Raw genomic sequence first — 23,140 nt, forward strand, 5'->3', positions numbered from 1 at the left:
ATCAAAACTACATGTTGTAGAGTTTCCATTAGCATCAGTAACTTCAAAAGTATTCGTTGTAGTACCTACAGGGAATAATGATCCAGAAGGTAAACCAGCAATTTGCGTTGTTGTTACAGTTCCCGAAGCATTATTATCAGTTCCTACAGGGGCAGTATAGTTTACTACAGCACCATCGGTACCCGCATCCACATTTACGTTTATAGGATCAGGACATGTAATTGTAGGATCTTCGGTATCCGTAACAGTTACATCAAAACTACATGTTGTTGTATTACCGGCAGCATCTTCTACTTGAAAGGTTACAGTTGTTGTTCCAACAGGAAACAGCTCGCCAGACGCAATGCCATTAGTTCTTGTTGTAGTTACATTAGGACAATTGTCAGTGCCCACAGGTGCGGTATAAGTTACAATAGCACCATCCGTACCAGTATCCACATTTACGTTAATAGGATCAGGACAGGTAATTGTAGGATCCTCATTATCAACTACTGTAATAGTTTGTGTACAACTTTCAGTATTTCCTGAATCGTCTGTAACAATCCAAGTAACGTTAGTTTCGCCTATTTCAAACTCGAATGTAGCAGGATCAATATCAGTACCATCTACCTGCGCCACAACAGTAGCTACCGAACAGTTATCATTAGTAGTTGGTGTACCAAGTGAAACAGAAGTAGTACAATTTCCTATGGCATCATCTGAAGTATTAGCTGTTATATTAGCAGGACAAGAAATAGTAGGATTCTCATTATCTCCTTCATCAGTTATTGTTGTACTTACTGAGGTAGTACAATCTAGGTCGTCAATAATTGTAATTGTATAATTTCCACTAGCTAAATTAGAGAAAGTTCCAGAAGACTGAAAATTTACTCCATCAATAGAATAAGAATATGGAGCAGTACCATCTACACCCTCAGCAATTATTTCACCTGAAGATGTACCTATACAGGTAATATTAGTTTGAGAAGAAATATTACCAGAAATTAACTCAATTAATTCTACAGTATTCGAGTTTTCTGATACATTTGGTAAAATACAACCAGTGCCATATGTACCTGTGTACGTTAATGTTGCAGTAAAACTCCCTTCAAAAGGAGCAGCTGCTGTATAATCAAAAGTACCATTTAATGTATTTGAGGTTCCAACCGAATTACCATTTAAAAAGAATTCCCAAGCGTAAGAGTCTGCCATTGATGAACATCCACCTTGATCTACAGTACTTGAGTAGTCAATACTTGTACATCCACTTTGAGATATTGTAGGAGCTATTTCTGGACACGGTAAACAAATTGTAGGGTTATTAAAATCTATTGAAGCTGTATTACAAGATGAATCTTGATAATTAATAGTCGATGTTCCTGAAGGGTTAACACCACACACAGTTGCATTACCTTCAATAGTATAATTTAATGTTATAGTTTCATTAGATACACTGTTAAGATCCCAAGAAAGTGTTTGACCTGAAACAGAACCAGAACCTCTACTAGTTGTTATAGAACCCGGAACAACGGTATAACCACTTTGGATAATATCTGTAACTAAAGCTTGATTAGGTAATTGTGTAGCAGCGGCAACTAACTGACCTAAGATTGTGTTATAAATGGCTGTTAAATCTGCGTTATTTTCTGTAGTAAAAGCACCAGCATTTTGCATTTGGTCAAGAGTACTAACACCAATAGCTTCGGTAGTTCCACTTACACCGCCAATTAAACCTATGGTATAAAAATTTTGATTAAAAACTTCACCACCAACGGTTGTTGTCCATGAGTTTTGAGCAGCTTGAATTGCATCAGTTTGACATTCGGTAACAGTTGTTATGCTAGAACAAAAGTTAAGATCATTATCATAAGTTGGAACACCATCAGATAGTAGAATAATACTTCTACTTGTTTTACAATCAAAAGTACCGTTATTTGTTAGTTCGTTATCAGCAACAATTACAGCTTGCTCAGTGTTAGTGAAACCTGTTGTTATGATAGTATTTATAGAAGTTTCAAGGGCAACCTGTCCACTGCTATCAACTAAAGGCACATCTAAAGTAGCGGTTGTTGCATAAGTAACCAGTGCCAGTCTATTAAGTCCTGTTGGGTTATTAGCAGGCAGAAAGAAACGATTTATGAAATCTAAAGCAGCATCTTGTGCGGCTTCAATCGGTAATGGCGTTGTTGGATCACCATCATCATCATCCATACTACCAGATCTGTCTATAACAAGAATAACTTCTTGAGGTTGTGTAGGCGGATTACCAATAATTTCTAAAGTAATATCAAATTGATTACAATTATCTGCGTTCTCAACAGCGTATTTATTTACTATAACCTCTTGCGAAAATATTGAGTTTATTGAAAGAACAAAACACATTACAATAAGCCACTGTAATGGATTTTTTTTGGGGATTCTATGAAATAGTAATTTATTTTTCATAAAGCTTTTTTTAAAGTCTTTAAATATATAACTGGTAGTATATTTAATTATTCTTCAGATGGGTTAGATATATAAGCGCTTAAAATAGTTTCCGCACCATTAGAAGTACAACCTTCAGATTTTGCATTAATCTTTAAACACGTCCATGTGTTGTATGGAGTTCCATTTGGAACTTCAACTTTAACATAGAGTTTTTGAGAGCTACCACTATTAACTGTAACAGAAATTTCTTTTAAATTTGAATTAAGATTTTCCGGTGTTAAAAATGTAACATCTAAGTCAGGACTTATATTTATTCTTTTTGAATTAACAATATTACTTTTTTTGCAGGGTTGTTCTGTTTTGTTTGAAGTAATCGTGTAAGTTTTTGAAGTGTTAGAAGTGTTTTTTAAATCTAAAGTGAAAAATGTGCCATTTTCTCCAATAGATTTTACACTTCTGTTTTTCTCAACGCTAAGTTCTGCGTTACAATCCGCTATATTTTGTGAAAAACCTTTGTTGCTATATGCGATTAAGCTTATTAAGCATAGTAATAGAGTTGTTGTTTTTCTCATGACTATATTTTGTTACTTATATTAAATTTTTTATTTTTTGATAATTAACCAAAAATTAACCATAATAGTTGGTACTAAACCTACTATTCAAAACAAAAGTCGTAACGTTTTTGAGGGAAAAACAATGTGAAGTAATCGAAACTATTAAAGCCTCACTACAGTTTGAAATTTGATTTGGGGTCATTTTTTCTAATTTATAGGTCTCGCAAATAGACATATATCTACAATGTTTTTCAAAAAAAAATGTCAAAGCACTGTTTTATTCGATAAGTTGATTTTTATTTCCTTCTTACCGACGATATGCACCATTTATCGATTAATAGAATATATAATATTCTTATATTTAATAATAAAGGTACAGTTTTGCTTTACTCATTAACTTATGTTTATTTAATTAGCAAAGAAATTGAATTTAATCGATAAAAACAACATTTTATCGAATAAAAACGCTTTTAATCGAAATCAAATGAAAACAATTATAGTCGTAAGACATGCAAAATCTTCATGGGAGTATGATGTAATCGACCATCAAAGACCATTAAAGCAAAGAGGAATTAATGATGCAAACTTAATTGCTAATAAGTTGGCAACGTTAAATCTTGATATTGATAGTGTGATAATAAGCGACGCCACAAGAACTAAATTAACTGCAGATATTATATTACCAAAACTAAAAGTTAAAGAACATATAGTGTCTTTCTCCCATAAGTTATATGATTTTTCAGGAAATAATCTATTAGAGGTTATTAAAACTTGTAAGAGTTCTATTGATACTTTAATGATTTTTGGACATAACCACGCAATTACGACTTTTGTTAATACTTTTGGAGACACTTATATAGATAATGTGCCAACTTGTGGAGTTGTAATTATAGAATTTAATATAAATAAATGGTCAGCACTTAGTCCTGGAACTACACTAAAAACTATATACCCTAAGAATTTAAGAGACTAACTACTTTTTCTAAACCTAAATACCATACTTGATATAGCCTAAAACTTAACCAAATTTTAATAGGTATTGATTAATATTTTACCCCTAAATAGAATATATTTGTTAATGAAATAACTTCATACAAATGACCAAATTAGAAAATCCTGAAAATAGATATATCAATAGAGAAATTAGTTGGTTACAGTTTAATGCTAGGGTTTTACAAGAAGCAAGTGATACTGGAGTACCTCTAATAGAACGATTACGCTTTTTAGGAATTTTTTCTAATAATTTAGATGAATTTTTTAAAGTAAGGTATGCTACAGTAAAACGTATTGTAGAAGCTGGTAAAGGCGGAAAAAATGAATTAGGTGGTATAAAAGCAAAACAACTACTTGAAATTATAACTCAAATAGTAATTAATCAGCAGGCTGAAAGTATTAGGGTTTTAGATGAAATTGATACCTCTTTAAAACAAGAATGTATTTACATTATAAATGAATCAAAACTCAATGAAAATCAGAAAACTTTTATTAGAGATTATTATTTTCAGAATATCAGTACAGCACTTGTTACTATCATTTTAAATGATTTAGTCGTTTTACCAAATTTAAAGGATAGTGCCGCATATTTAGCAGTAAAAATGGAAATGAAAGATAGCACAAAACAATTTGCGCTTGTTGAGATTCCAAAAACGGTAGATCGTTTTGTAGTTCTCCCTAGTGAGGATGAGAAAAGTTATATTATAATGGTTGATGATTTATTGAGGTATTGTTTAAGCGATATCTTCAATATTTTTGATTATGACACGATTTCTGCTCACATGATCAAAATAACACGTGATGGGGAATTAGATTTTGATAGTGATTTAAGTAAAAGTTTTGTAGAGAAAATTTCTGATAGTGTAAAGCACAGAGAAGTTGGAGAGCCTGTAAGATTTGTATACGATAAAACTATTGAAAAAGATACACTAGAGTATCTTATGCAAAAAATGGGTATTGATAATACCGATAGTATAATTCCAGGTGGGCGATATCATAATAAGCGAGATTATATGGGCTTTCCAAGCCTAGGTAGAAAAGATTTGATGTATGATAAAATTACACCTTTAAGAGTTAAAGGATTAAGTTTAGAGACTAGTATTTTTGATGCTATCTCTAAGAAAGATTACATGGTGCATGCTCCTTATCATACATTCTCATATATAGTTAAGTTTTTAAGGGAAGCTGCTCTAGATCCTAAAGTTAAAACCATAAAGATTACCATATACAGGCTTGCTCAAATTTCACATGTTGCCAGTTCTTTAATTAACGCTGCTATTAATGGTAAAACTGTTACAGTATCTATCGAGTTACGTGCTAGATTTGATGAAGAAGCTAACATCCATTACGCGCAACAAATGAAAAAAGAGGGCGTTAATTTAATTTTTGGAGTACCGGGTTTAAAAGTACATTGTAAAATGTGTGTGATTGAACGAGAAGAAGGCAAAAAACTTAAACGTTATGGGTTTATAAGCACAGGTAATTTTAATGAATCTACTGCAAAAATATATACTGATTATACGCTGTTTACATCAAAATCATCGATATTAAAAGAAGTAAATAAGGTTTTTAATTTTTTTGAAACCAATTACAGAATTTATAATTACAAACATTTAATTGTATCTCCTCATTACACAAAATCTGGGTTCTTTAAGCTAATTAATCAACAAATTGAAAAAAGTAAGAATGGCGAAGGCGGTTATATAAGGCTAAAAATGAATAGTTTGTCTAGTTATGATATGGTAGATAAGCTTTATGAAGCTAGTAACGCAGGTGTGAAAATTGATATGATTACGAGAGGTATTTGTTGCTTAATTCCAGGAGTAAAAGGACTTAGTGAGAATATTAGAGTGATAAGTATAGTGGATAAGTTTTTAGAGCATCCTAGAGTGTATATTTTTGGGAAAGATGAAGATATTAAAGTATATATCTCCTCAGCAGATTGGATGACCCGAAATATTGAAAATAGGGTAGAAGTGAGTTGTCCCATCTATAATGAGGAAATTAAACAAGAAATAATTGATAATTTTGATTTATGCTGGAGTGATAATGTAAAAGCTAGATTAATCAACACAGAAAATGAAAATGAATATCGTGTAGATGATAATCCAAAAGTAAGGTCGCAAATTGCATTGTATGATTATTATCTTGAAAAGTTAAAGAATTAGTATGCTTTCAATAAAAAAATATGCAGCAATTGATATTGGTTCAAATGCTGTGAGACTTTTAATTTCAAACGTTATTGAAGAAAAGGGCAAACCCGTAGTTTTTAAAAAAAACTCATTGGTTAGAGTGCCTATTCGTTTAGGAGCAGATGTGTTTATAAAAGGTAAAATTTCTAAAGAAAATACCTTACGTATGCTAGATACCATGCTAGCTTTTAAACTACTCATGAAATCTCATAAAGTAGTAAAGTATAAAGCATGTGCCACTTCAGCAATGCGAGAGTCTAAAAACGGTAGCGAAGTTGTAAATGCTATTTTAGAACATTCTGGTCTTAGTATCGATATTATTAATGGAGAGGAAGAAGCAGCTATTATAGCTGCCACAGATTTAAATAAATTTATTGATCCAGAAAAAATTTATTTATATGTTGATGTAGGTGGTGGTAGTACAGAGTTTTCAGTAATTAGAAACGGAGAACAAATAGCATCTCGTTCTTTTAAAATTGGAACAGTTCGTTTATTGAACGATATGGTAAAAAAAGAAGCATGGTCTGAGCTTAATCAATGGATAGATGAAAATACCAGTCAATATGAAAAAATAAGTGTTATCGGTTCTGGTGGTAACATCAATAAAATATTTAAGGTGTCTGGTAAAGCTTTAGGTAAACCACTTACATACTTTTATTTAACTACGTATTACAATACGCTTCAAAGTTATTCTTACGAAGAACGCATTACAGAATTAGCATTAAACCAAGATAGGGCAGATGTTATTATTCCAGCAATGAGAATCTACCTATCTGCTATGAAGTGGAGTGGTGCTAAACACATCTATGTACCAAAAATAGGATTAGCCGATGGTATCATTAAAAGCGTATACTTTAATACGGTTTCTAGTAATACACAGTAAAATTTTGCAATTCAACTACAATTTCTATGGTGTTTTAAATTTATAATATATATTCGTACGCATATATTTATTACAAAATATAAACCCAAAACTATTAAAAATGAAAAGATTAGCACTATTAGCTTTTTTACTTAGCCTCTGCTTACAAGGATATTCACAAGCTGGAACTTACGGTATTCGTGCAGGTTACACCATCTCTAATTTAGATTTTAAAGATGCGCCAACTATGGATAATAAACATAGAAACAGTTTTTATATTGGTTTTTATGGTGATTTTAGATTGTCAAATGCTATTTCAATTGTACCAGAACTTCAGTTTTCTCCAGAAGGCGCAAAAGCTGAAGTATTACATTTAGATTTAATACAAATGCCAGTATTTTTTAAATTTAAATTAAATGAAAAATGGCGCTTAGGTGCTGGTCCACAAGTCGCATTAAAATCTCATAAAACTGATGATGGTTTTAGTAACTTTCACTATTCAGCCATTGGTGGATTAGAATATAAATTTAACCAGATGATATATGTAGATGTTAGATATAGCTACGGCTTGTCTAATATTTTTGATGACAATTTAGGTATTGAAGCTATTAATACAAATATTCAATTAGGTATTGGTTATCAGTTTTAACCATGTATCGTTTCTGAAGTTCCAAGATTAGACATGATTTTAGCTTCATAATCAAGAAGTTGCTGCCATTTGGCGTCAACTTCTTTTTTATTACCATATTGTCTCGCAAATCCCAAAAACATAGTGTAGTGGTTAGCTTCACTCACCATTAAGTTTCTATAAAAAGTACTTAACTCTTTATCTTCTAGCTCTTCTGATAATAGTCTGAAACGCTCACAACTTCTCGCCTCAATTAATGCAGCATAAAGTAATCGGTGTACCAGTTGTGTGGTTCTACTTCCACCTTTTGGAAAAAACTTTAAAAGCTCAATTACATAGTAATCTTTTCTATCTCTACCCAAAGTCCAACCGCGCTTAATTATGATGTCGTGTACCATTTTAAAATGGCTAATTTCTTCTTTTACTAAAGCTGTCATTTCCTGAACCAAATCGGTATACTCAGGGAAACTTACTATTAAAGATATAGCAGTACTCGTTGCTTTTTGCTCACAAAAGGCATGATCGGTTAAAATATCTTCAATATTTTTTTCTACAATATTTACCCAACGTGGGTCGGTTGGTAATTTAAGTCCTAGCATCATCTATCGTTTTAAAATTAGAATTTCCGTGTGCATCAATACTTATCTTATAATATGTTTTTTTATCACTGCCAAGTACAGTATTAGAGGTAATTAATATTAGCTTACCTGTTTCTAAAGATGCTAATTCATCTACACTAATACCATTGTTTAAGTAGTGTTTTATATCCATTTTGTTGTGATAGTAATCCTCTAAAACCATAGACTTAATAACATCTTTGTAAATAAGTTTATCATCTTTATACACTGTAATTTCAGAGTCTACGCGTCTAAATTTGTGTAATATTTTAGTGGTTGTTAATTTTGGTGCATCTAGTAATGCATTCATATTCGTAAAGTTTTTAAGTTTTACGCGATAGCCATTACTTAAAATAGTATCATTTTCTACTTCAGCATAATGTTCTGGGAAAATATTTGTACTATTTAGGTGTTGTTCAGCGTTATTGAAAGCTTTGACCGATTTTTTTAAAGATTCTTGTTTTGTGAGTCTACCATCACAACTAAAAAACCAGATACATCCAATACAAACTAGTAATAAACTGTATTTCATAACTAAATATCTAAATCAAAAGTTTTTCTTAGCGCTTCAATAGCTTCATTTTTCTCCTTTAATTTCTCAAACTTGTCACGAGGTGTGTATGCATATTTTTTACTAACAGCCTCATTAACCGTAATAGAGAGTTTAATATCATAATTGTTAAGCGATTTTCTTAAAAACCCCATTAACTCGTATTGTTGGCGCTCTAATTCTACCTTATTGGTATCACTAGGAAATACTAGGTGTACTGTTGTACCTTCTACTTTAGGTGTATCAATGGCAAGTATAGAAGCTAAATTATGTTTGCCATCATTTTGCATTTTAGTGGTAAAAGCATTCCAGTATTCAATGAATGCACTTTCGGTAAAGTCTTCCTTTGGTAATTCTTTTTCATCAATAACAACCTCCATTTGTTTAATTTGATGTTCTTTTTTAGCACGAATGCTACTTAAAGATAAACCAGAAGTACGTTTGGTATCTTGCTTTAACTCAATCTTTGGAGGCGTTTTTACTTGAAATTTTTCTAAAACTTCGGCTTTTTTTGATGGAGATGGTGTAGTCTCAACCCTCTCTTCCTTTTGTATAGTCTCTGGGGCTGTAACAGTTGCCGTTTTAGGTGTACTTACAGGAATAGGTGTGATACCTTTTTTCTGAAAATAAGAAGCAGGAATTATGTAATGTTTACGGTTTTTTTTTTCTCCATCAAAAGTGATAGAGGCAAGCTGCATAAGGCATAATTCAACTAATAAGCGTTGATTTTTACTGGTTTTGTATTTGAGGTCGCAATCGTTGGCTAATGCTATACCTTTAAGTAAAAATTCTTGCGAGGCTTTTTGCGATTGCTCTAGGTACTTTTGTTTTATTTGATCGCCTACTTCTAGCAGCTCAATAGTGCTTTCGGTTTTGCTTACCAGTAAATCTCTAAAATGCGACGCTAAACCACCAATAAAATGATGTCCGTCAAAACCTTTTGATAACGTGGTATTAAATTGAATTAATAATTCGGGAATTTTATTCTCTAATATTAAATCTGTACTTGTAAAATAGGTTTCGTAATCTAGTACATTTAAATTCTCTGTAACGGCTTGTCTGGTTAGGTTTTTGCCCGAAAAGCTAACCACACGATCAAAAATAGAGAGCGCATCTCGCATGGCGCCATCGGCTTTTTGTGCAATAATATGTAGCGCATCATCCTCGGCAGTAACCCCTTGTTCTTCGGCAATATATTTTAAATACGCTTTAGCATCTTTTACCGTAATACGTTTAAAATCAAAAATCTGGCAACGCGATAAAATAGTAGGTATTATTTTATGTTTTTCAGTAGTTGCTAAAATAAAAATACAGTGTTTTGGTGGCTCTTCTAGTGTTTTTAAAAATGCGTTAAAAGCAGCCTGAGATAGCATGTGTACCTCATCAATAATATACACTTTATATTTACCTACTTGTGGTGGTATTCTAACTTGATCGGTTAAACTTCTTATATCGTCAACCGAGTTGTTTGATGCTGCATCTAGCTCAAAAATATTGAAGGCAAAATCTTCATCTTCACTTTCGCTACCGTCGCTATTTATCATTTTTGCCAAAATACGCGCACAGGTCGTTTTACCTACACCCCGCGGGCCTGTAAACAATAAGGCTTGTGCTAAGTGATTATTTTCAATAGCATTAAGCAATGTATTTGTAATAGCCTGTTGCCCTACAACATCCTTAAAGGTTTGCGGGCGGTACTTTCTGGCAGATACAACAAAGTGTTCCAATTTTGCTTAATTTAAATCAGCATCTTATGATGCTAACGACTATGTAACAAATTTAAAAATTCAGTTTTTAAATATGAATTTTGAAGTCATAATTTCATAGATAGTTATTAACAAAAGGCGGGATTATAAAATGGATGCTTAGCTTGACTTTGTCAGAAAAAATGTCGAACTTCGTTTAACGTTGGATATAAGTTATTAAAACGGACGTATGTCCAGATAAGTTACAGGGCATTAAAAAAAGATACTACATATGAATAAAATACTGACAATATCTCTGTTTCTGATTGTCACTTTAAATTGCTATTCGACAGAACAGATATCGGATTTGCTAATAGTTGAAAATGATACGCTTTATTTGAAATCTTTTCCTCTTGAAAAACTCGATTTTGAAAAATCACCATTTTCATATGGAGAATTTAATTTTCCACATACTGGATGTTGGAGAGGGTATTGTGCGACTTGGAAAATCATTGATAATAAGCTGGCATTACTGGAAGTTGTGAAGGTTGATTCAACAAAACAAAAATTAGACCTCGTTGATTTCTTTAAACAAAACAATTATTCACCAAAATTTGTAAAAGGATATGTTTATGCTGATTGGTTTGACTCTAAACTTTTAATTTATTCATCGCCAGACTATTGTAGATATGCTGAATTGTATCTTGAAGAAGAATACGAATGGACAAAGAATAAGGATAATTTACAATTGGTATTTGAAAAGGGAATTTTGAAAGAGAATAATATAGTTGAGTTTGACTCTTATAAAATTGGAGACAATTTAAGCTTTGATTTTTCTCATTTTCCTCTTGGACTGATTAAAAAGAAATCGTTGAAACTAAAGGCAACAATAACTGAAGTGGGAAATGATATGGTTTCGGTTAAAATCTATTCCTATGACACCAAAAAGAGAAAAGAAATAGAGCAGATAAGAAAATTTTTTGAAAATATGGTGGATACCGATACCATACTGACCAATCCTAGATATTGGAAAAAACAAGAATAACGCCTTGTAACACCGTATAAAAATAATTGCGGTTTAGTTCCTTAATTAAAGGTCATTGCTTGTTTTGTTACGTCTGATTTTCCTTCGGAAAATTCTCGCATACAAACCCGCAACTATTCTTACACATAAACGTTAAACGAACCTCCCAAAAAAGTATAACATATAGAATTAAGCACAAACCATAGCAAATACACCCGCGTTAAGGATTGAAAGGTATATTTGAAATCCCCGACGTAGGAGGTTTGAGTAGTGAAAGCCTGACCCCGACGAAGGAGGGTAACCTGCCTGCGATACCGCAGGTAGGCAGGCGCCCAATTTTTTTTATTTATTAGGGTTTTAAATTATAGTAATTGTACTTTTGCGCATAAGTAAATCGCCTTATCGCTTTTGTACCGAATATATTTGGTACTTAAGAGGAAAGTCCGAACACCGAAGTGCAACGCAGTGGCTAACAGCCACCAGCCGAAAGGTTAGGAAAAGTGCAACAGAAAGTATGTACGGGTAATGCCGTAGTGAAACCAGGTAAACTCTGTGTGGTGCAATGCCATGTATACCAGCGTTTGAAAGCGGCACGCTTGATTGCTGGAGGGTAGGCAGCTAAAGTTTGCTGGCAACAGTAAATGTAGATAAATGATAGGGTATTCTTGTTTTTGTGTTAGGAGTACCTAAAACAGGTTCAGGATGAACAGAATTCGGCTTATAGATTTGCTTAAATATAATAAACCCTTCCCGATAATTTTGGGAAGGGTTTATGGTTAAAAAAGGGTTGGTTACTATATGTTTTATCCTTTTTCTGGCATGTATGATAAATCTGTTCGCATCATGCCTCTGTGTTCTACATATTGGTCTATATAACTCATTAGTTTGTTAAATACTTCGTAACGATCTGGACCTAAAACGTCTCTATTCATTTTAGATGTTGTGGCGCTATCTACTTCGTCTACAGCAGCTACAGATACTAAATAGTAGTTTTTCATGGTGCCAAATCCTGTATGGTATATATTGTAATATTCTTTTGAGTTTTTTTCTTCAAACATGGCTTTAATAGCTTTCATACTCTCTTTTACCTCGTCTTTGTTTTCTGCTTGGTAATGTAATTCGTACCATACACGATAGTTTTGATTAGAGGTATCTGTACCTTCGGGCGCTTTATAACTTAACTCATCTACACTATGTATTATATACGAACCATTTGCGGTGGTGTAGGATTCTATACGTTTAACCATATCTTTAAACGTATCTCCCATGGTTTCTACCATAGCAGCCATAGGTTTTTTGTCTAGTTCTGCCATATTATCTATGGGCGTAATGTAATAGTATGTAAAATCGTCTTGCGCTGCTGTAAGCCATTGTGTTTCTACATTATGTGTTTCACAGGCTTTATTAAATTCTTTTACAATTTTTTCGTAGGCCATTGCTTTTGATGGTTTTACATTGTCTTGAAATACTGTAAACATTTGTTGCGCTGTTACATGTAATGTAAAAACACTGATTACTACTAGTAATAAAATTGATTTGATGGTTTTCATAATTTATGGTTTTAAAAGTTAGAATTAAAAATTAAACCATAACTGTACTCAAAAAAAAATGTTTTTTGATTTTTTGAGCAAAGATTTTGTAGAGTACGGGACTCTTAAGGAGATGACTAAGTTACTGAAAAAAAGCTAATTATAGTTAACATATGTTAATTCTCAAACATTTTTAAAAAAACTAAATGCACTACTTCCATAGTTTTTTTGGTGCGAGAAGTGAGATAACTGCGATAAGTCTGTATGCTTAGAGTGTTCTATTATTAATATTCCTTCGTTGCCTAACATATTATTTTTAAAAATAAGTTCTGGTAGTTTTGCAAATTGCTCATCTGAGAAGTTATATGGCGGATCTGCAAAAATAATATCTGCTTGCTGTTTAGCGTTTTCTAAAAATTTAAACACATCACTTTTTATAGTGTCAATAGACATGTTAAATTTTTCGGCAGTTTCATTAATAAATTTAATGCAGCCAAAGTTTTTATCAACACAGGTAATACGTTTTGTACCTCTAGAGGCAAATTCGTAACTTATATTACCAGTACCCGCAAATAGGTCTAAAACTGAAATTTCATCAAAATAATACGTGTTATTTAAAATATTGAATAGGGATTCCTTAGCCATATCTGTAGTAGGGCGTACAGGTAATTTTTTTGGCGCTACAATTTTTCTACTTTTATGTGTTCCTGATATAATGCGCATTAAAAGCTATTTGCTATAATAAAATTAGAATATTTAGAATCTCTATCGTTGGGAATAGTAATGTTACCTTGGTGTAAAGAAATATTCCTGATGTATTTATAAGCGATGTTATATAAATCGTCTTCAAGAGCAACATTTCCTATTAAAACAAGATGTATAGTTTCGGGATTATACCCAAGCTGCTCTATTGTAAATAGCAGGTAATAGATAAAATCCTCTGGATTATCATACTCAAAAGTATTGTAAAGATTTAGCTTGTTGCGTTCTAAGGCAATTATTTCAAAATGATGCGCCGTTATGTGTGCATACACTTTGCTAGTGCTATTTTCTTTTTCAAGTTTAAGTACTTCTTCTACTAATAGTGTAGAATAGTGTTTAAAGGTAAATTCTCCAAAAGCTTCGTAAATGTAATTATTAACATTTATATAGGGTACGTATACATTTACACTATCATTTACTTCTAGAGTATCATAGCATAAGACATCAGATTTTAGAATCTTAGAATTAAATTTTAAATAATCGGCTAAATAGTCTGCATTAAATAAAGGTTTAGGTACTAGTGTAGATAATTCGTTTTCATGAATCACTAAAATATCATCAAATACAGTTTTAAGGTAATCTCTAATATCAAAATAATGCATTATCCGCTCTAGAGCTTCATAGGGATTATTTTTTTTATCAAAAGGGATATGCTCAAAATTTGTAATTGAGTTTGAAGCTGTATTTAGGACACAAAAAGAAAGTCCACTCAAACTAATTTGAATGGACAACTTTTTATCTGTAATTGTATCTAAACTTTTAGTCTTTTTTAGTGCCATAAGTTTTTGGCCAGTTACCTATAGTTTTTATTTCATCCATAGAACCAACTTTAATTTCATCTCCATTTACGGCTTCTACAGAAAGCACTTGGTTTTCTTGCATTACCAATTCTTTTGGTTGATCAAAAAGAATAATATCTTTTTTTACTGAAGCTTCAAAAACAGGAATATTAATGTCGTTTTGTTCTAAATAACCAGCTTGTAATTTAAACTTAGCGCCTGCTTCACCAACAGGAACATTCATCATCGTTTTGTACCTATCAGAATTTTTGAATATAGAATCTTTAACGGATCTTGTACCTAAAGTATCAATTATAACAACATCTTTAGTCATAGTAGTTAAACCAAACCTTTTATTCGCTTCTTTATCAATAATACTCGAATCTCTACGTTGTGTTAATGTAAATTCTGCAGTATCAATAAACTTTACTAAGTTATCCCAGTTGCCTTCAAATTTACCAGTAACAGTTTTATGGGCTAATTGTGCTTCTCTAATATCTTCTAAACTTTTAATAACTTCAGCATAACGCTTTTCTTTCTCTTGGTTAAAAAGAATAGGGTTGTAAATAGACATAAATGTTAAATACCCTAAAGCAAAAATACCTATCCATAACACAAGCATTAATACTGGTCTTAATTTGCTTGGTATAAATTTGTCAATAAGTTTTACTAATCCAATAGTAACAAGTATTACTGCAATAACTCCTATAATAAACATCATAGTCTTAAAATTTGTTTAAAGTTTTTTAATGGTCTCTCGCAAATCTACAATTTTTTTTCAATGGTTAAAACTATACTTAATAAAAATCATTTCTATATTTGAATAATTTCTAAATCCTTTTTTCTTTTTTATGACTTCGGCAGAATTTTATTCTCTAGTAAAACAACATTTTCCTTTTCAGCCTACCATAAAACAAGATATTGTTTTACAGCAACTGTCTCAGTTTATATTTAGTAAAGCATCAAATTCTATTTATTTGTTAAAAGGTTACGCAGGTACTGGTAAAACTACTATTGTGAGTACCATTGTTAATAATTTATGGAAAGCAAAAATGAGTGCGGTGTTATTAGCGCCTACTGGTAGAGCTGCTAAGGTAATTTCTAATTATTCTAAAAAAGAGGCATTTACCATTCATAAAAAAATATATTTTCCAAAAAAAAATTCTGGAGGTGGTGTAAAATTTGTGTTGCAACCCAATAAGCATAAAAACACCATTTTTATAGTAGATGAAGCTTCAATGATTCCCGATACGCCAGGAGATTCTAAATTATTCGAAAACGGTTCTTTATTAGATGATTTAATGCAGTATGTATATTCTGGTTTTAAATGCAAACTGTTACTTATTGGCGATACCGCGCAATTACCACCAGTTAAATTAGATATAAGTCCAGCTTTAGACGAGAATAAGTTGGCATTAAATTATAATAAAGAAGTCACTAAAATGGAGTTGGACGAGGTTGTGCGACAAGAGGCAGACTCTGGTATTTTAATAAATGCTACAGCCTTACGAGAAACCTTGGCTAGCAGTTTTTTAGATACTTTTAAATTTGAATTACAGGGGTTTACAGATATTGTACGATTAGTAGATGGTTACGAAATTATGGATGCCATTAACGACGCCTACAGTAATTTAGGTAATGAAGATACTGCTATTATTGTACGTAGTAATAAGCGTGCCAATATGTATAACCAACAAATACGAAGCAGGATTTTATTTAATGAGCATGAGCTAAGTTCTGGCGATTACTTAATGGTAGTTAAAAATAATTATTTTTGGATAAAACCTACTACAGAAGCTGGTTTTATAGCAAACGGCGATATTGTTGAAGTACTAGAAATTTTTAGTATTGTAGAATTATATGGTTTTCGCTTCGCGGAAGTAAAAGTACGTATGGTAGATTACCCAAAAATGAAACCTTTTGAAACCGTATTGCTTTTAGACACTATTACTGCAGAAACACCATCTCTATCTTATGAGGATTCTAATAGATTGTACCAAGAAGTAATGAAGGATTTTGAAAACGAAACCAGCAACTATAAAAAATTTTTAAAAGTAAAATCCAATAAACATTTTAATGCATTACAGGTTAAATTCTCGTATGCAATAACTTGTCATAAATCGCAAGGTGGACAGTGGAATACGGTTTTTGTAGAACAACCTTATTTACCCAATGGTATAGATGTTGATTATTTACGATGGCTTTACACCGCAGTAACTAGAGCAAAAGAAAAATTATATCTTATAGGATTTAAAAATGATTTTTTTGAAGCGTAAAATAATTATAGATTTTAGTAGCAGTAAAGAGTTTGTATAGTTCTTATTAAGTTTAGTAATTACATTTAAAATATTTTAATGCGTTGCTAAAAATTGGGCTTTTTACTTTATCAAAAAAATAGTTGTAGATTGGTTTACACAAAAATTAACAAAATAAAGTCCTCTTTAAGGATTTAGTAGTTTATGACACCAGAAACAGTACTTAGTATTTGCTTAGGCATTGGGTTATCAGCTTCCGTCGGTTTTCGGGTGTTTTTACCTTTATTCGCATTAAGTTTAGCAGCTTACTTTAATGTTTGGCAGCTTAACGAATCTTGGCAATGGGTAGGAGGGATACCAGCACTTATTACATTAGGTGTTGCAACCTTAGTCGAAATTTGTGCCTATTTTATTCCTTATATTGATAACTTATTAGACAGTATTGCAGTGCCTTTGGCTGCCATAGCAGGTACAGCTGTAATGTTATCTACAGTTGCAGATTTAAGTGAAGTTACCACTTGGGCTTTAGCTATTATAGCAGGTGGTGGTACTGCAGCAGCTATTGCAGGTACATCAGGCACCACACGATTAGCATCTACAGCAACTACGGGTGGTTTAGCAAATCCTATTGTAGCAACACTAGAAACAGGTTCATCGGTAGTAATGTCTACCCTTTCCATTTTTGTACCTATTGTGGCTATTATTCTGGCAGTTGTTATTTTAGTTGTTATTTTTAAATTTTTTATCCGTTTCAAAACAAAGAAGAAACCAATTGGATAAATATTTGGTATTTTTGATATTTCAATTTATAACCGTTACATGAAAATTATTTCGATGATTCCTGCGCGTTATAGCGCATCTCGATTTCCAGGTAAGCTCATGCAAGATTTAGGAGGTAAAACTGTAATTCTCCAAACGTATCAAGCTACTGTGGCCACCAATTTATTTGATGATGTTATTGTAGTTACCGATAGCACTGTTATTTATGATGAAATTGCTACTAATGGAGGTAAAGTAATGCTTAGTAAAAAAGAGCATGATTGTGGCAGTGATAGAATAGCAGAAGCTATTGAGCATCTAGATGTTGATGTTGTGGTTAATGTACAGGGAGATGAGCCATTTACCGACGAGGTTTCTTTACGAAAATTGATAGCTGTTTTTAAAGAAGACACTAAGAAAGAAGTGGATTTAGCATCTTTAATGGTACACATTTCTAATGAAGATGAGATTAAAAACCCAAACACGGTAAAAGTAGTTTTAGATAATAAAAATTTCGCGTTGTATTTTTCTCGAAGCCCAATACCATATCCTCGTGATACTTCGGTAGCTGTTAAATATTACAAGCACAAAGGTGTGTATGCTTTTAGAAAAGACGCACTTTTAGACTTTTATCGTTTACCAATGTTAACCCTAGAAGCTTCAGAAAAACTTGAACAATTACGATATTTAGAATACGGGAAACGTATTAAAATGGTAGAAACATCTGTAGAAGGTGTTGAAATTGATACGCCTGAAGATTTAGAACGCGCAAAGAAACTATGGAAATAGATTACAGTACTATAAAAGTAATTGGTTTTGATGCCGATGATACACTTTGGGTAAACGAAACGTATTTTCGTGAAGCAGAGCTTGAGTTTGCTAAATTACTGTCTGGGTTTGAAACGCCAAATAAGATAGACCAGGAGCTTTTTAAAAAAGAAATCGGAAATTTACCATTGTATGGTTACGGTATTAAAGCTTTTACTTTATCTATGGTAGAGTGTGCTTTAGAGCTTTCAAACTATACATTACCAAATGCAACTATTGAAAAAATTCTGAATATTGGTAAAAACATGTTGAATAAGCCTGTAGAATTACTTGATGGTGTAGAAGAGGTTTTAGAGCAATTATCAAAAAAATATAGATTGATTTTAGCTACCAAAGGCGATTTGTTAGACCAAGAGCGTAAGTTGGAAAAATCTGGTTTAACTACTTATTTTCATCATATTGAAGTTTTAAGTGATAAGCAAAATGCTAACTACTCAAAGCTTTTAAATCATTTAGATATTAATCCTTCAGAATTTTTAATGGTAGGAAATTCATTAAAATCTGATGTTTTACCGCTAGTAAATATTAAAGCTAAGGCTATACATGTTCCCTTTCATAACACATGGGCGCATGAGATGGTTACCCAAAAAGAAACAAGTGGAAAAAAATATGAAACAATTAACACCTTGCGAGACCTTTTAAAAATGGTGTAGCAAACAAAATAATAGAATACTTTAAAAAATTTTAAATACGTAAATTAAAATAATACTATTTTTACGTTTTGTAAAAGCAACAATACTAAATGAGTTATAAAAACTTTCCAATGGTGCCAAGAGTTATTTTTGGCAGAGGTAGTTTCAATCAGTTAAGTGAATTATTATCCCCAAATCGCTTAAGTAATGCTGCACCATTTATCTTTTTGGTAGATGATGTTTTTAGAACTGAAATTAACGTAACTTCTAGAATACCTATTTCTTATCAAGATAGAATTGTGTATGTATCTACAAAGGAAGAACCTAAAACATCTCAAGTAGATGCGTTGGTAGAAGATATCATATTAACTTCAAAAGAAAGACCGTCAGGTATTATAGGAATTGGAGGAGGTTCCATTTTAGATTTAGCTAAGGCCGTAGCTATAATGTTAACTAATGAAGGTAATGCTGAAGACTACCAAGGTTGGGATTTAGTAAAAAATAAAGCCATATATCATGTTGGTATTCCAACAATTTCTGGAACAGGTGCAGAGGTTTCAAGAACCACAGTTTTAACAGGGCCAACGCGAAAGTTGGGTATAAATTCTGATTTCACCCCATTTGATCAAGTCGTCTTAGATCCAGAAATGACAAATGGCGCTCCTAAAGAACAATGGTTTTATACAGGAATGGATTGTTTTATTCATTGCGTAGAGTCATTAAAAGGTACTTACCTAAATGCGTTTAGTAGAACCTATGGAGAGATGGCTTACAACATCTGTAAAGAGATTTATTTAGATGGTAAATTATCAAAAAAAGAAGCGCAAGATAAGTTAATGATGGCCTCATGGCATGGCGGGATGAGTATTGCATATTCTCAAGTAGGTGTAGCGCACGCCATGAGTTATGGTTTATCCTATTTATTAGGTACTAAACACGGTATCGGTAATTGTATTGTTTTTAATCATTTAGAAGAGTTTTATTCTGAGGGTGTAAAACTTTTTAAAAAAATGGTAGAAATTCATAATATAAAGTTGCCAACAGGAATTTGTGCAGATTTAAGTGATAAAGATTTAGATACTATGATAGGTATTGCTTTAAGTTTAGAACCATTATGGGAAAATGCTGTAGGTAAAAATTGGAAAAAAATAATTACGCCTAAAAAACTCAAAGCACTTTATATAAAAATGTAGTATGAAGCAAAGGCTGGCTAAATTTATTTATTTCAAATTACTGGGTTGGCAAGTTGATGGACACTATAAAACATTTCAAAACGATATTAAAAAAGCAGTAATTATTGCTGTACCTCACACAAGCTGGCACGATTTCTATATTGGAGTTCTAGTTAGAGAAGTATTAGGTATAAAAGTGAATTTTATAGGTAAAAAAGAACTTTTTATGTTCCCTTTTGGTTTTTTTTTTAAAGCCTTGGGCGGTATACCTGCAGACAGACAAAACCACCAAAATAAAGTAGAGGCTATTGTAAAATTATTTAAAGAAAATGATACATTTAGAATTGCTTTAGCACCAGAAGGTACAAGAAAAAAAGTAGATAAATGGCGTACAGGCTTCTATTACATTGCTAAAGCAGCTAAAGTGCCAGTAGTGATGTTTACTTTAGATTTTAAAAATAAACGAAACACGTTTTCAAAACCATTTTATCCCACTGAAAATGTAGAGTGTGATTTTAAAATTTTAGAAGGATTTTTTAAAGACGTAAAAGGTAAAATTCCAAAATATTCTTAATTAAAAACAAATAGTGGCATACATTTTGATTTATAAATTGTGAGGTTAATGAAACATAAAGTAAACAATTAATTGTCCCTAAAAAGAAACATAAACCTATTGTAAAAAAGCTACTTTTATTTAAGGTAGCTTTTTTAGTATTTATAAACTATAACTTACAAAATTGTTTTTATAAAGAATTAGCTTTGTTATTAAACTAAAAAAGCTGATGAATAGTCATCAGCTTTTTTTGTAGCGAGAGGGGGGCACGATCCCCCGACCTCCGGGTTATGAATCCGACGCTCTAACCAACTGAGCTACCTCGCCATTTTGAGGTTGCAAATATATAAACAATATTAATGTACACAAACATAACTCGTGTAAAATATTATGAAAAATAATTGTAAAACTTACCAATTAATGTATATATTGAGCAATACAAAATTTAAACACTTTCATGGACGATAAAACAAAATTTGAAATAGAATTTCCTATACAAGCATCCCCTCAATTATTATATCAATACATATCTACACCATCGGGTTTATCAGAGTGGTTTTCAGACAATGTTAATTCTAGAGGCGAGTTATTTACCTTTATTTGGGATGACAGTGAAGAACAAGCAAAATTGTTAAGTAAGAAAAGTGGAGAGCGTGTAAAATTTAGATGGGTAGCTGATGAAGAAGACGGTGCATCTTGTTATTTTGAAATAAGAATTCAAGTTGATGAAATTACAAAAGATGTATCCTTAATGGTAACTGATTTTGCGGAAGATGATGAGGTTGATGAAGCAAAAATGCTTTGGGATAATCAAATTTCTGACTTAAAACAAGTGTTAGGTTCTGCATAAAAAACATTATTTTAATTTTATATTTGTCTCGAATTTATTTCGGGACTTTTTTTATGGTAAATTTTAACGGAACACTATTAGAGAATACTACAAATATTTCTATAAATAATCGTGGATATACTTACGGTGATGCACTTTTTGAAACGTTAAAAGTGGTTAATGGAAAAATTCTTTTTTGGGAAGATCATTATTTTAGATTAATGGCTTCAATGCGTATTATGCGTATGGAAATACCGATGAATTTTACGATGGAGTTTTTGGAGCATCAAATTTATGATACTTTAGAAGCTAATCATTTAGAACAAGATAATGCAAGAGTTAAACTTATTGTTCATAGAAATGAAGGCGGTTTGTATTTACCAAAGCAAAACGCTATAGGTTACAACATAAGTGTTAAGCCGTTAGAGGATGCTATTTATAATTTAAGTGAAACTACCTATGAAGTAGACCTCTTTAAAGACTATTATGTTGCACCTACATTACTTTCAACTTTAAAAACAAATAATAAAGTTATTAATGTTGTAGGAAGTATTTTTGCTAATGAAAATGGATTTGATAATTGTTTATTGTTAAACACAAATAAAAATGTAGTGGAGGCATTAAATGGAAATTTGTTTTTAGTTAAAGATAATTACATAAAAACACCACCACTAATTGATGGCTGTTTAAAAGGCGTAATGCGAACTCAATTAATTAAGATTATAGAAAAAATGGAAGGTTTTGAATTTTCAGAAACATCAATTTCTCCTTTTGAGCTTCAAAAAGCAGATGAACTTTTTATAACAAATATTATTACAGGAATTCAGCCTATTTCAAAATACAGAAAAAAGAGTTTTAAAATTGAAGTTGCAAAAACATTACTTACTCGGTTAAATACTGCAGTAAGGTTAGCTTAATTATAATTTGGATTTTCTGGTGCATTAGACCAAATGCTATATTCGCCACCAAGCTCTAACATTTTTTCTTTCCAAAATGATGCATAATCTTTTTCAATGATATTTTTTTCGTAAATATTTTCTGAAACTAGCCATGAATTGGCTTTAAGCTCATTATCTAACTGGTTAGAATCCCAACCAGAATACCCTAAAAAGAAACGAATATCATTTTCATCGATTGTATTATTAGTAATTAATTCTGCTACTCTTTTAAAATCGCCTCCCCAGAAAATACCTAAAGAAATTTCTATACTATCGGGAATAAGCTCTGGTACCTTATGAATAAAATAAAGATTGTCTTGCTCTACAGGGCCACCATTGTATACTTTAAATGCAGCTTCTACTTCAGGTATTAGGTCGTTTATAGTATACTCTAAAGGCTTGTTTAATATAAAACCTATAGAACCTTCTAAGGTATGATCTGCTAATAAAACTATAGAGCGATTAAAAGAAACATCTCCAATTATAGCTGGTTCTGCAATTAACAAATCGCCTTTTTTGGGGCTAGTGCTCGTCATATGTTAATTATTTAATAAACTAAAACTAACATTATTTTATTAAAAAAGCAACTTTTC

Annotated in this window: 23 protein-coding genes, 1 tRNA gene and 1 other RNA gene; 14 read left to right on the plus strand and 11 right to left on the minus strand. The window is 31.8% G+C overall.

Annotation, left to right across the window (positions count from 1 at the left end):
* A partial coding sequence (locus ACKGJY_RS00310) for an HYR domain-containing protein (protein WP_413971849.1) occupies positions 1-2,424 on the minus strand: 2,424 nt, incomplete at its 3' end.
* 47 nt (positions 2,425-2,471) lie between these two features.
* Entirely contained in the window at positions 2,472-2,978 is a 507-nt protein-coding gene (locus ACKGJY_RS00315; protein ID WP_413971850.1) for an Fn3-like domain-containing protein, read from the minus strand.
* 466 nt (positions 2,979-3,444) lie between these two features.
* Here ACKGJY_RS00315 and ACKGJY_RS00320 point away from each other — a divergent pair, with 466 nt between their 5' ends.
* The 4 genes from ACKGJY_RS00320 to ACKGJY_RS00335 all read left to right on the plus strand — a co-directional run bounded on the left by ACKGJY_RS00320 (position 3,445) and on the right by ACKGJY_RS00335 (position 7,656).
* Positions 3,445-3,933: a SixA phosphatase family protein gene (locus tag ACKGJY_RS00320; protein WP_413971851.1), complete on the plus strand. Its 489-nt coding sequence runs from the start codon at positions 3,445-3,447 to the stop codon at positions 3,931-3,933.
* A gap of 124 nt (positions 3,934-4,057) precedes the next feature.
* Positions 4,058-6,121, plus strand: coding sequence for a polyphosphate kinase 1 (gene ppk1 / locus ACKGJY_RS00325; protein ID WP_413971852.1), 2,064 nt, complete (start codon positions 4,058-4,060; stop codon positions 6,119-6,121).
* Between the two features lies 1 nt (position 6,122).
* Positions 6,123-7,028, plus strand: coding sequence for a Ppx/GppA phosphatase family protein (locus ACKGJY_RS00330; RefSeq protein ID WP_413971853.1), 906 nt, complete (start codon positions 6,123-6,125; stop codon positions 7,026-7,028).
* Between the two features lie 100 nt (positions 7,029-7,128).
* Positions 7,129-7,656, plus strand: a complete 528-nt coding sequence (locus tag ACKGJY_RS00335) for a porin family protein (protein WP_413971854.1) — start codon at positions 7,129-7,131, stop codon at positions 7,654-7,656.
* Here ACKGJY_RS00335 and ACKGJY_RS00340 read toward each other — a convergent pair.
* From ACKGJY_RS00340 to ACKGJY_RS00350, 3 genes are read right to left on the minus strand one after another with little or no spacing between them, the layout of a single operon-like run.
* Positions 7,653-8,234: a tRNA-(ms[2]io[6]A)-hydroxylase gene (locus ACKGJY_RS00340; RefSeq protein ID WP_413971855.1), complete on the minus strand. Its 582-nt coding sequence runs from the start codon at positions 8,232-8,234 to the stop codon at positions 7,653-7,655. The genes ACKGJY_RS00335 and ACKGJY_RS00340 overlap by 4 nt on opposite strands.
* The gene (locus ACKGJY_RS00345; RefSeq protein WP_413971856.1) at positions 8,221-8,784 is read right to left on the minus strand and encodes a hypothetical protein; all 564 of its coding nucleotides are present in this window, start codon (positions 8,782-8,784) and stop codon (positions 8,221-8,223) included. The genes ACKGJY_RS00340 and ACKGJY_RS00345 overlap by 14 nt, the downstream gene beginning before the upstream one ends.
* A gap of 2 nt (positions 8,785-8,786) precedes the next feature.
* A complete protein-coding gene (locus tag ACKGJY_RS00350) occupies positions 8,787-10,529 on the minus strand; it encodes a DNA polymerase III subunit gamma/tau (RefSeq protein WP_413971857.1) in 1,743 nt (580 codons plus the stop codon).
* A gap of 250 nt (positions 10,530-10,779) precedes the next feature.
* On the opposite strand from ACKGJY_RS00350, the gene ACKGJY_RS00355 reads away from it, so the two are divergent.
* Together ACKGJY_RS00355 and rnpB are read left to right on the plus strand one after the other, a co-directional pair.
* On the plus strand, positions 10,780-11,532 hold the full coding sequence (locus ACKGJY_RS00355) for a hypothetical protein (RefSeq protein WP_413971858.1): 753 nt from the start codon (positions 10,780-10,782) through the stop codon (positions 11,530-11,532).
* A 365-nt stretch (positions 11,533-11,897) separates the two neighbouring features.
* An RNA gene (gene rnpB, locus ACKGJY_RS00360) (RNase P RNA component class A) lies at positions 11,898-12,248 on the plus strand.
* Positions 12,249-12,314: 66 nt separating this feature from the next.
* On the opposite strand, the gene ACKGJY_RS00365 is transcribed toward rnpB, so the two are convergent.
* The 4 genes from ACKGJY_RS00365 to ACKGJY_RS00380 form a co-directional block, all read right to left on the minus strand.
* On the minus strand, positions 12,315-13,061 hold the full coding sequence (locus ACKGJY_RS00365; RefSeq protein ID WP_413971859.1) for a hypothetical protein: 747 nt from the start codon (positions 13,059-13,061) through the stop codon (positions 12,315-12,317).
* Between the two features lie 162 nt (positions 13,062-13,223).
* The gene (rsmD, locus tag ACKGJY_RS00370; protein ID WP_413971860.1) at positions 13,224-13,763 is read right to left on the minus strand and encodes a 16S rRNA (guanine(966)-N(2))-methyltransferase RsmD; all 540 of its coding nucleotides are present in this window, start codon (positions 13,761-13,763) and stop codon (positions 13,224-13,226) included.
* Positions 13,763-14,581, minus strand: a complete 819-nt coding sequence (locus ACKGJY_RS00375; protein ID WP_413971861.1) for a DUF3822 family protein — start codon at positions 14,579-14,581, stop codon at positions 13,763-13,765. The genes rsmD and ACKGJY_RS00375 overlap by 1 nt, the downstream gene beginning before the upstream one ends.
* The gene (locus ACKGJY_RS00380; RefSeq protein ID WP_413971862.1) at positions 14,562-15,302 is read right to left on the minus strand and encodes a hypothetical protein; all 741 of its coding nucleotides are present in this window, start codon (positions 15,300-15,302) and stop codon (positions 14,562-14,564) included. The genes ACKGJY_RS00375 and ACKGJY_RS00380 overlap by 20 nt, the downstream gene beginning before the upstream one ends.
* 130 nt (positions 15,303-15,432) lie before the next feature.
* Here ACKGJY_RS00380 and ACKGJY_RS00385 point away from each other — a divergent pair, with 130 nt between their 5' ends.
* From ACKGJY_RS00385 to ACKGJY_RS00410, 6 genes are all read left to right on the plus strand, one after another.
* Positions 15,433-16,857: an ATP-dependent DNA helicase gene (locus tag ACKGJY_RS00385; RefSeq protein ID WP_413971863.1), complete on the plus strand. Its 1,425-nt coding sequence runs from the start codon at positions 15,433-15,435 to the stop codon at positions 16,855-16,857.
* A gap of 183 nt (positions 16,858-17,040) precedes the next feature.
* Positions 17,041-17,616 (plus strand): DUF4126 domain-containing protein, encoded by a 576-nt coding sequence (locus tag ACKGJY_RS00390; RefSeq protein WP_413971864.1) that lies wholly within the window; start codon positions 17,041-17,043, stop codon positions 17,614-17,616.
* Between the two features lie 39 nt (positions 17,617-17,655).
* On the plus strand, positions 17,656-18,384 hold the full coding sequence (gene kdsB / locus ACKGJY_RS00395; protein ID WP_413971865.1) for a 3-deoxy-manno-octulosonate cytidylyltransferase: 729 nt from the start codon (positions 17,656-17,658) through the stop codon (positions 18,382-18,384).
* A complete protein-coding gene (locus ACKGJY_RS00400) occupies positions 18,375-19,076 on the plus strand; it encodes an HAD family hydrolase (protein WP_413971866.1) in 702 nt (233 codons plus the stop codon). The genes kdsB and ACKGJY_RS00400 overlap by 10 nt, the downstream gene beginning before the upstream one ends.
* 89 nt (positions 19,077-19,165) lie before the next feature.
* Positions 19,166-20,248: an iron-containing alcohol dehydrogenase family protein gene (locus ACKGJY_RS00405; RefSeq protein ID WP_413971867.1), complete on the plus strand. Its 1,083-nt coding sequence runs from the start codon at positions 19,166-19,168 to the stop codon at positions 20,246-20,248.
* Between the two features lies 1 nt (position 20,249).
* On the plus strand, positions 20,250-20,801 hold the full coding sequence (locus ACKGJY_RS00410) for a 1-acyl-sn-glycerol-3-phosphate acyltransferase (protein WP_413971868.1): 552 nt from the start codon (positions 20,250-20,252) through the stop codon (positions 20,799-20,801).
* Positions 20,802-21,033: 232 nt separating this feature from the next.
* On the opposite strand, the gene ACKGJY_RS00415 is transcribed toward ACKGJY_RS00410, so the two are convergent.
* Positions 21,034-21,107 (minus strand) — tRNA-Met (locus ACKGJY_RS00415).
* Between the two features lie 130 nt (positions 21,108-21,237).
* Here ACKGJY_RS00415 and ACKGJY_RS00420 point away from each other — a divergent pair.
* Both ACKGJY_RS00420 and ACKGJY_RS00425 read left to right on the plus strand, forming a co-directional pair.
* Positions 21,238-21,630 carry an START-like domain-containing protein gene (locus ACKGJY_RS00420; protein ID WP_413971869.1) on the plus strand — a complete coding sequence of 131 codons (393 nt, stop codon included), beginning with the start codon at positions 21,238-21,240 and terminating at the stop codon, positions 21,628-21,630.
* A gap of 53 nt (positions 21,631-21,683) precedes the next feature.
* Positions 21,684-22,526, plus strand: a complete 843-nt coding sequence (locus ACKGJY_RS00425) for an aminotransferase class IV (RefSeq protein WP_413971870.1) — start codon at positions 21,684-21,686, stop codon at positions 22,524-22,526.
* Here the strand turns inward: ACKGJY_RS00425 and ACKGJY_RS00430 are convergent.
* Positions 22,523-23,083: a YqgE/AlgH family protein gene (locus tag ACKGJY_RS00430; protein ID WP_413971871.1), complete on the minus strand. Its 561-nt coding sequence runs from the start codon at positions 23,081-23,083 to the stop codon at positions 22,523-22,525. The two genes, ACKGJY_RS00425 and ACKGJY_RS00430, sit on opposite strands and share 4 nt — an antisense overlap.
* Positions 23,084-23,140 lie beyond the last annotated feature (57 nt).

It is taken from the genome of Hyunsoonleella sp. 2307UL5-6, assembly GCF_047345485.1.
GTDB lineage: Bacteria > Bacteroidota > Bacteroidia > Flavobacteriales > Flavobacteriaceae > Jejuia.

Bases quoted from the DNA above. Each gene is read 5' to 3' on its own strand.
- ACKGJY_RS00380 (WP_413971862.1), bottom strand. From the start codon at position 15,302: ATGATGTTTATTATAGGAGTTATTGCAGTAATACTTGTTACTATTGGA.
- ACKGJY_RS00330 (WP_413971853.1), top strand. From the start codon at position 6,123: ATGCTTTCAATAAAAAAATATGCAGCAATTGATATTGGTTCAAATGCT.
- ACKGJY_RS00355 (WP_413971858.1), top strand. From the start codon at position 10,780: ATGAATAAAATACTGACAATATCTCTGTTTCTGATTGTCACTTTAAAT.
- ACKGJY_RS00390 (WP_413971864.1), top strand. From the start codon at position 17,041: ATGACACCAGAAACAGTACTTAGTATTTGCTTAGGCATTGGGTTATCA.
- ACKGJY_RS00400 (WP_413971866.1), top strand. From the start codon at position 18,375: ATGGAAATAGATTACAGTACTATAAAAGTAATTGGTTTTGATGCCGAT.
- ACKGJY_RS00320 (WP_413971851.1), top strand. From the start codon at position 3,445: ATGAAAACAATTATAGTCGTAAGACATGCAAAATCTTCATGGGAGTAT.
- ACKGJY_RS00425 (WP_413971870.1), top strand. From the start codon at position 21,684: ATGGTAAATTTTAACGGAACACTATTAGAGAATACTACAAATATTTCT.
- kdsB (WP_413971865.1), top strand. From the start codon at position 17,656: ATGAAAATTATTTCGATGATTCCTGCGCGTTATAGCGCATCTCGATTT.
- ppk1 (WP_413971852.1), top strand. From the start codon at position 4,058: ATGACCAAATTAGAAAATCCTGAAAATAGATATATCAATAGAGAAATT.
- ACKGJY_RS00345 (WP_413971856.1), bottom strand. From the start codon at position 8,784: ATGAAATACAGTTTATTACTAGTTTGTATTGGATGTATCTGGTTTTTT.
- ACKGJY_RS00420 (WP_413971869.1), top strand. From the start codon at position 21,238: ATGGACGATAAAACAAAATTTGAAATAGAATTTCCTATACAAGCATCC.
- ACKGJY_RS00405 (WP_413971867.1), top strand. From the start codon at position 19,166: ATGAGTTATAAAAACTTTCCAATGGTGCCAAGAGTTATTTTTGGCAGA.
- rsmD (WP_413971860.1), bottom strand. From the start codon at position 13,763: ATGCGCATTATATCAGGAACACATAAAAGTAGAAAAATTGTAGCGCCA.
- ACKGJY_RS00365 (WP_413971859.1), bottom strand. From the start codon at position 13,061: ATGAAAACCATCAAATCAATTTTATTACTAGTAGTAATCAGTGTTTTT.
- ACKGJY_RS00410 (WP_413971868.1), top strand. From the start codon at position 20,250: ATGAAGCAAAGGCTGGCTAAATTTATTTATTTCAAATTACTGGGTTGG.
- ACKGJY_RS00315 (WP_413971850.1), bottom strand. From the start codon at position 2,978: ATGAGAAAAACAACAACTCTATTACTATGCTTAATAAGCTTAATCGCA.
- ACKGJY_RS00340 (WP_413971855.1), bottom strand. From the start codon at position 8,234: ATGCTAGGACTTAAATTACCAACCGACCCACGTTGGGTAAATATTGTA.
- ACKGJY_RS00430 (WP_413971871.1), bottom strand. From the start codon at position 23,083: ATGACGAGCACTAGCCCCAAAAAAGGCGATTTGTTAATTGCAGAACCA.
- ACKGJY_RS00385 (WP_413971863.1), top strand. From the start codon at position 15,433: ATGACTTCGGCAGAATTTTATTCTCTAGTAAAACAACATTTTCCTTTT.
- ACKGJY_RS00375 (WP_413971861.1), bottom strand. From the start codon at position 14,581: ATGGCACTAAAAAAGACTAAAAGTTTAGATACAATTACAGATAAAAAG.
- ACKGJY_RS00335 (WP_413971854.1), top strand. From the start codon at position 7,129: ATGAAAAGATTAGCACTATTAGCTTTTTTACTTAGCCTCTGCTTACAA.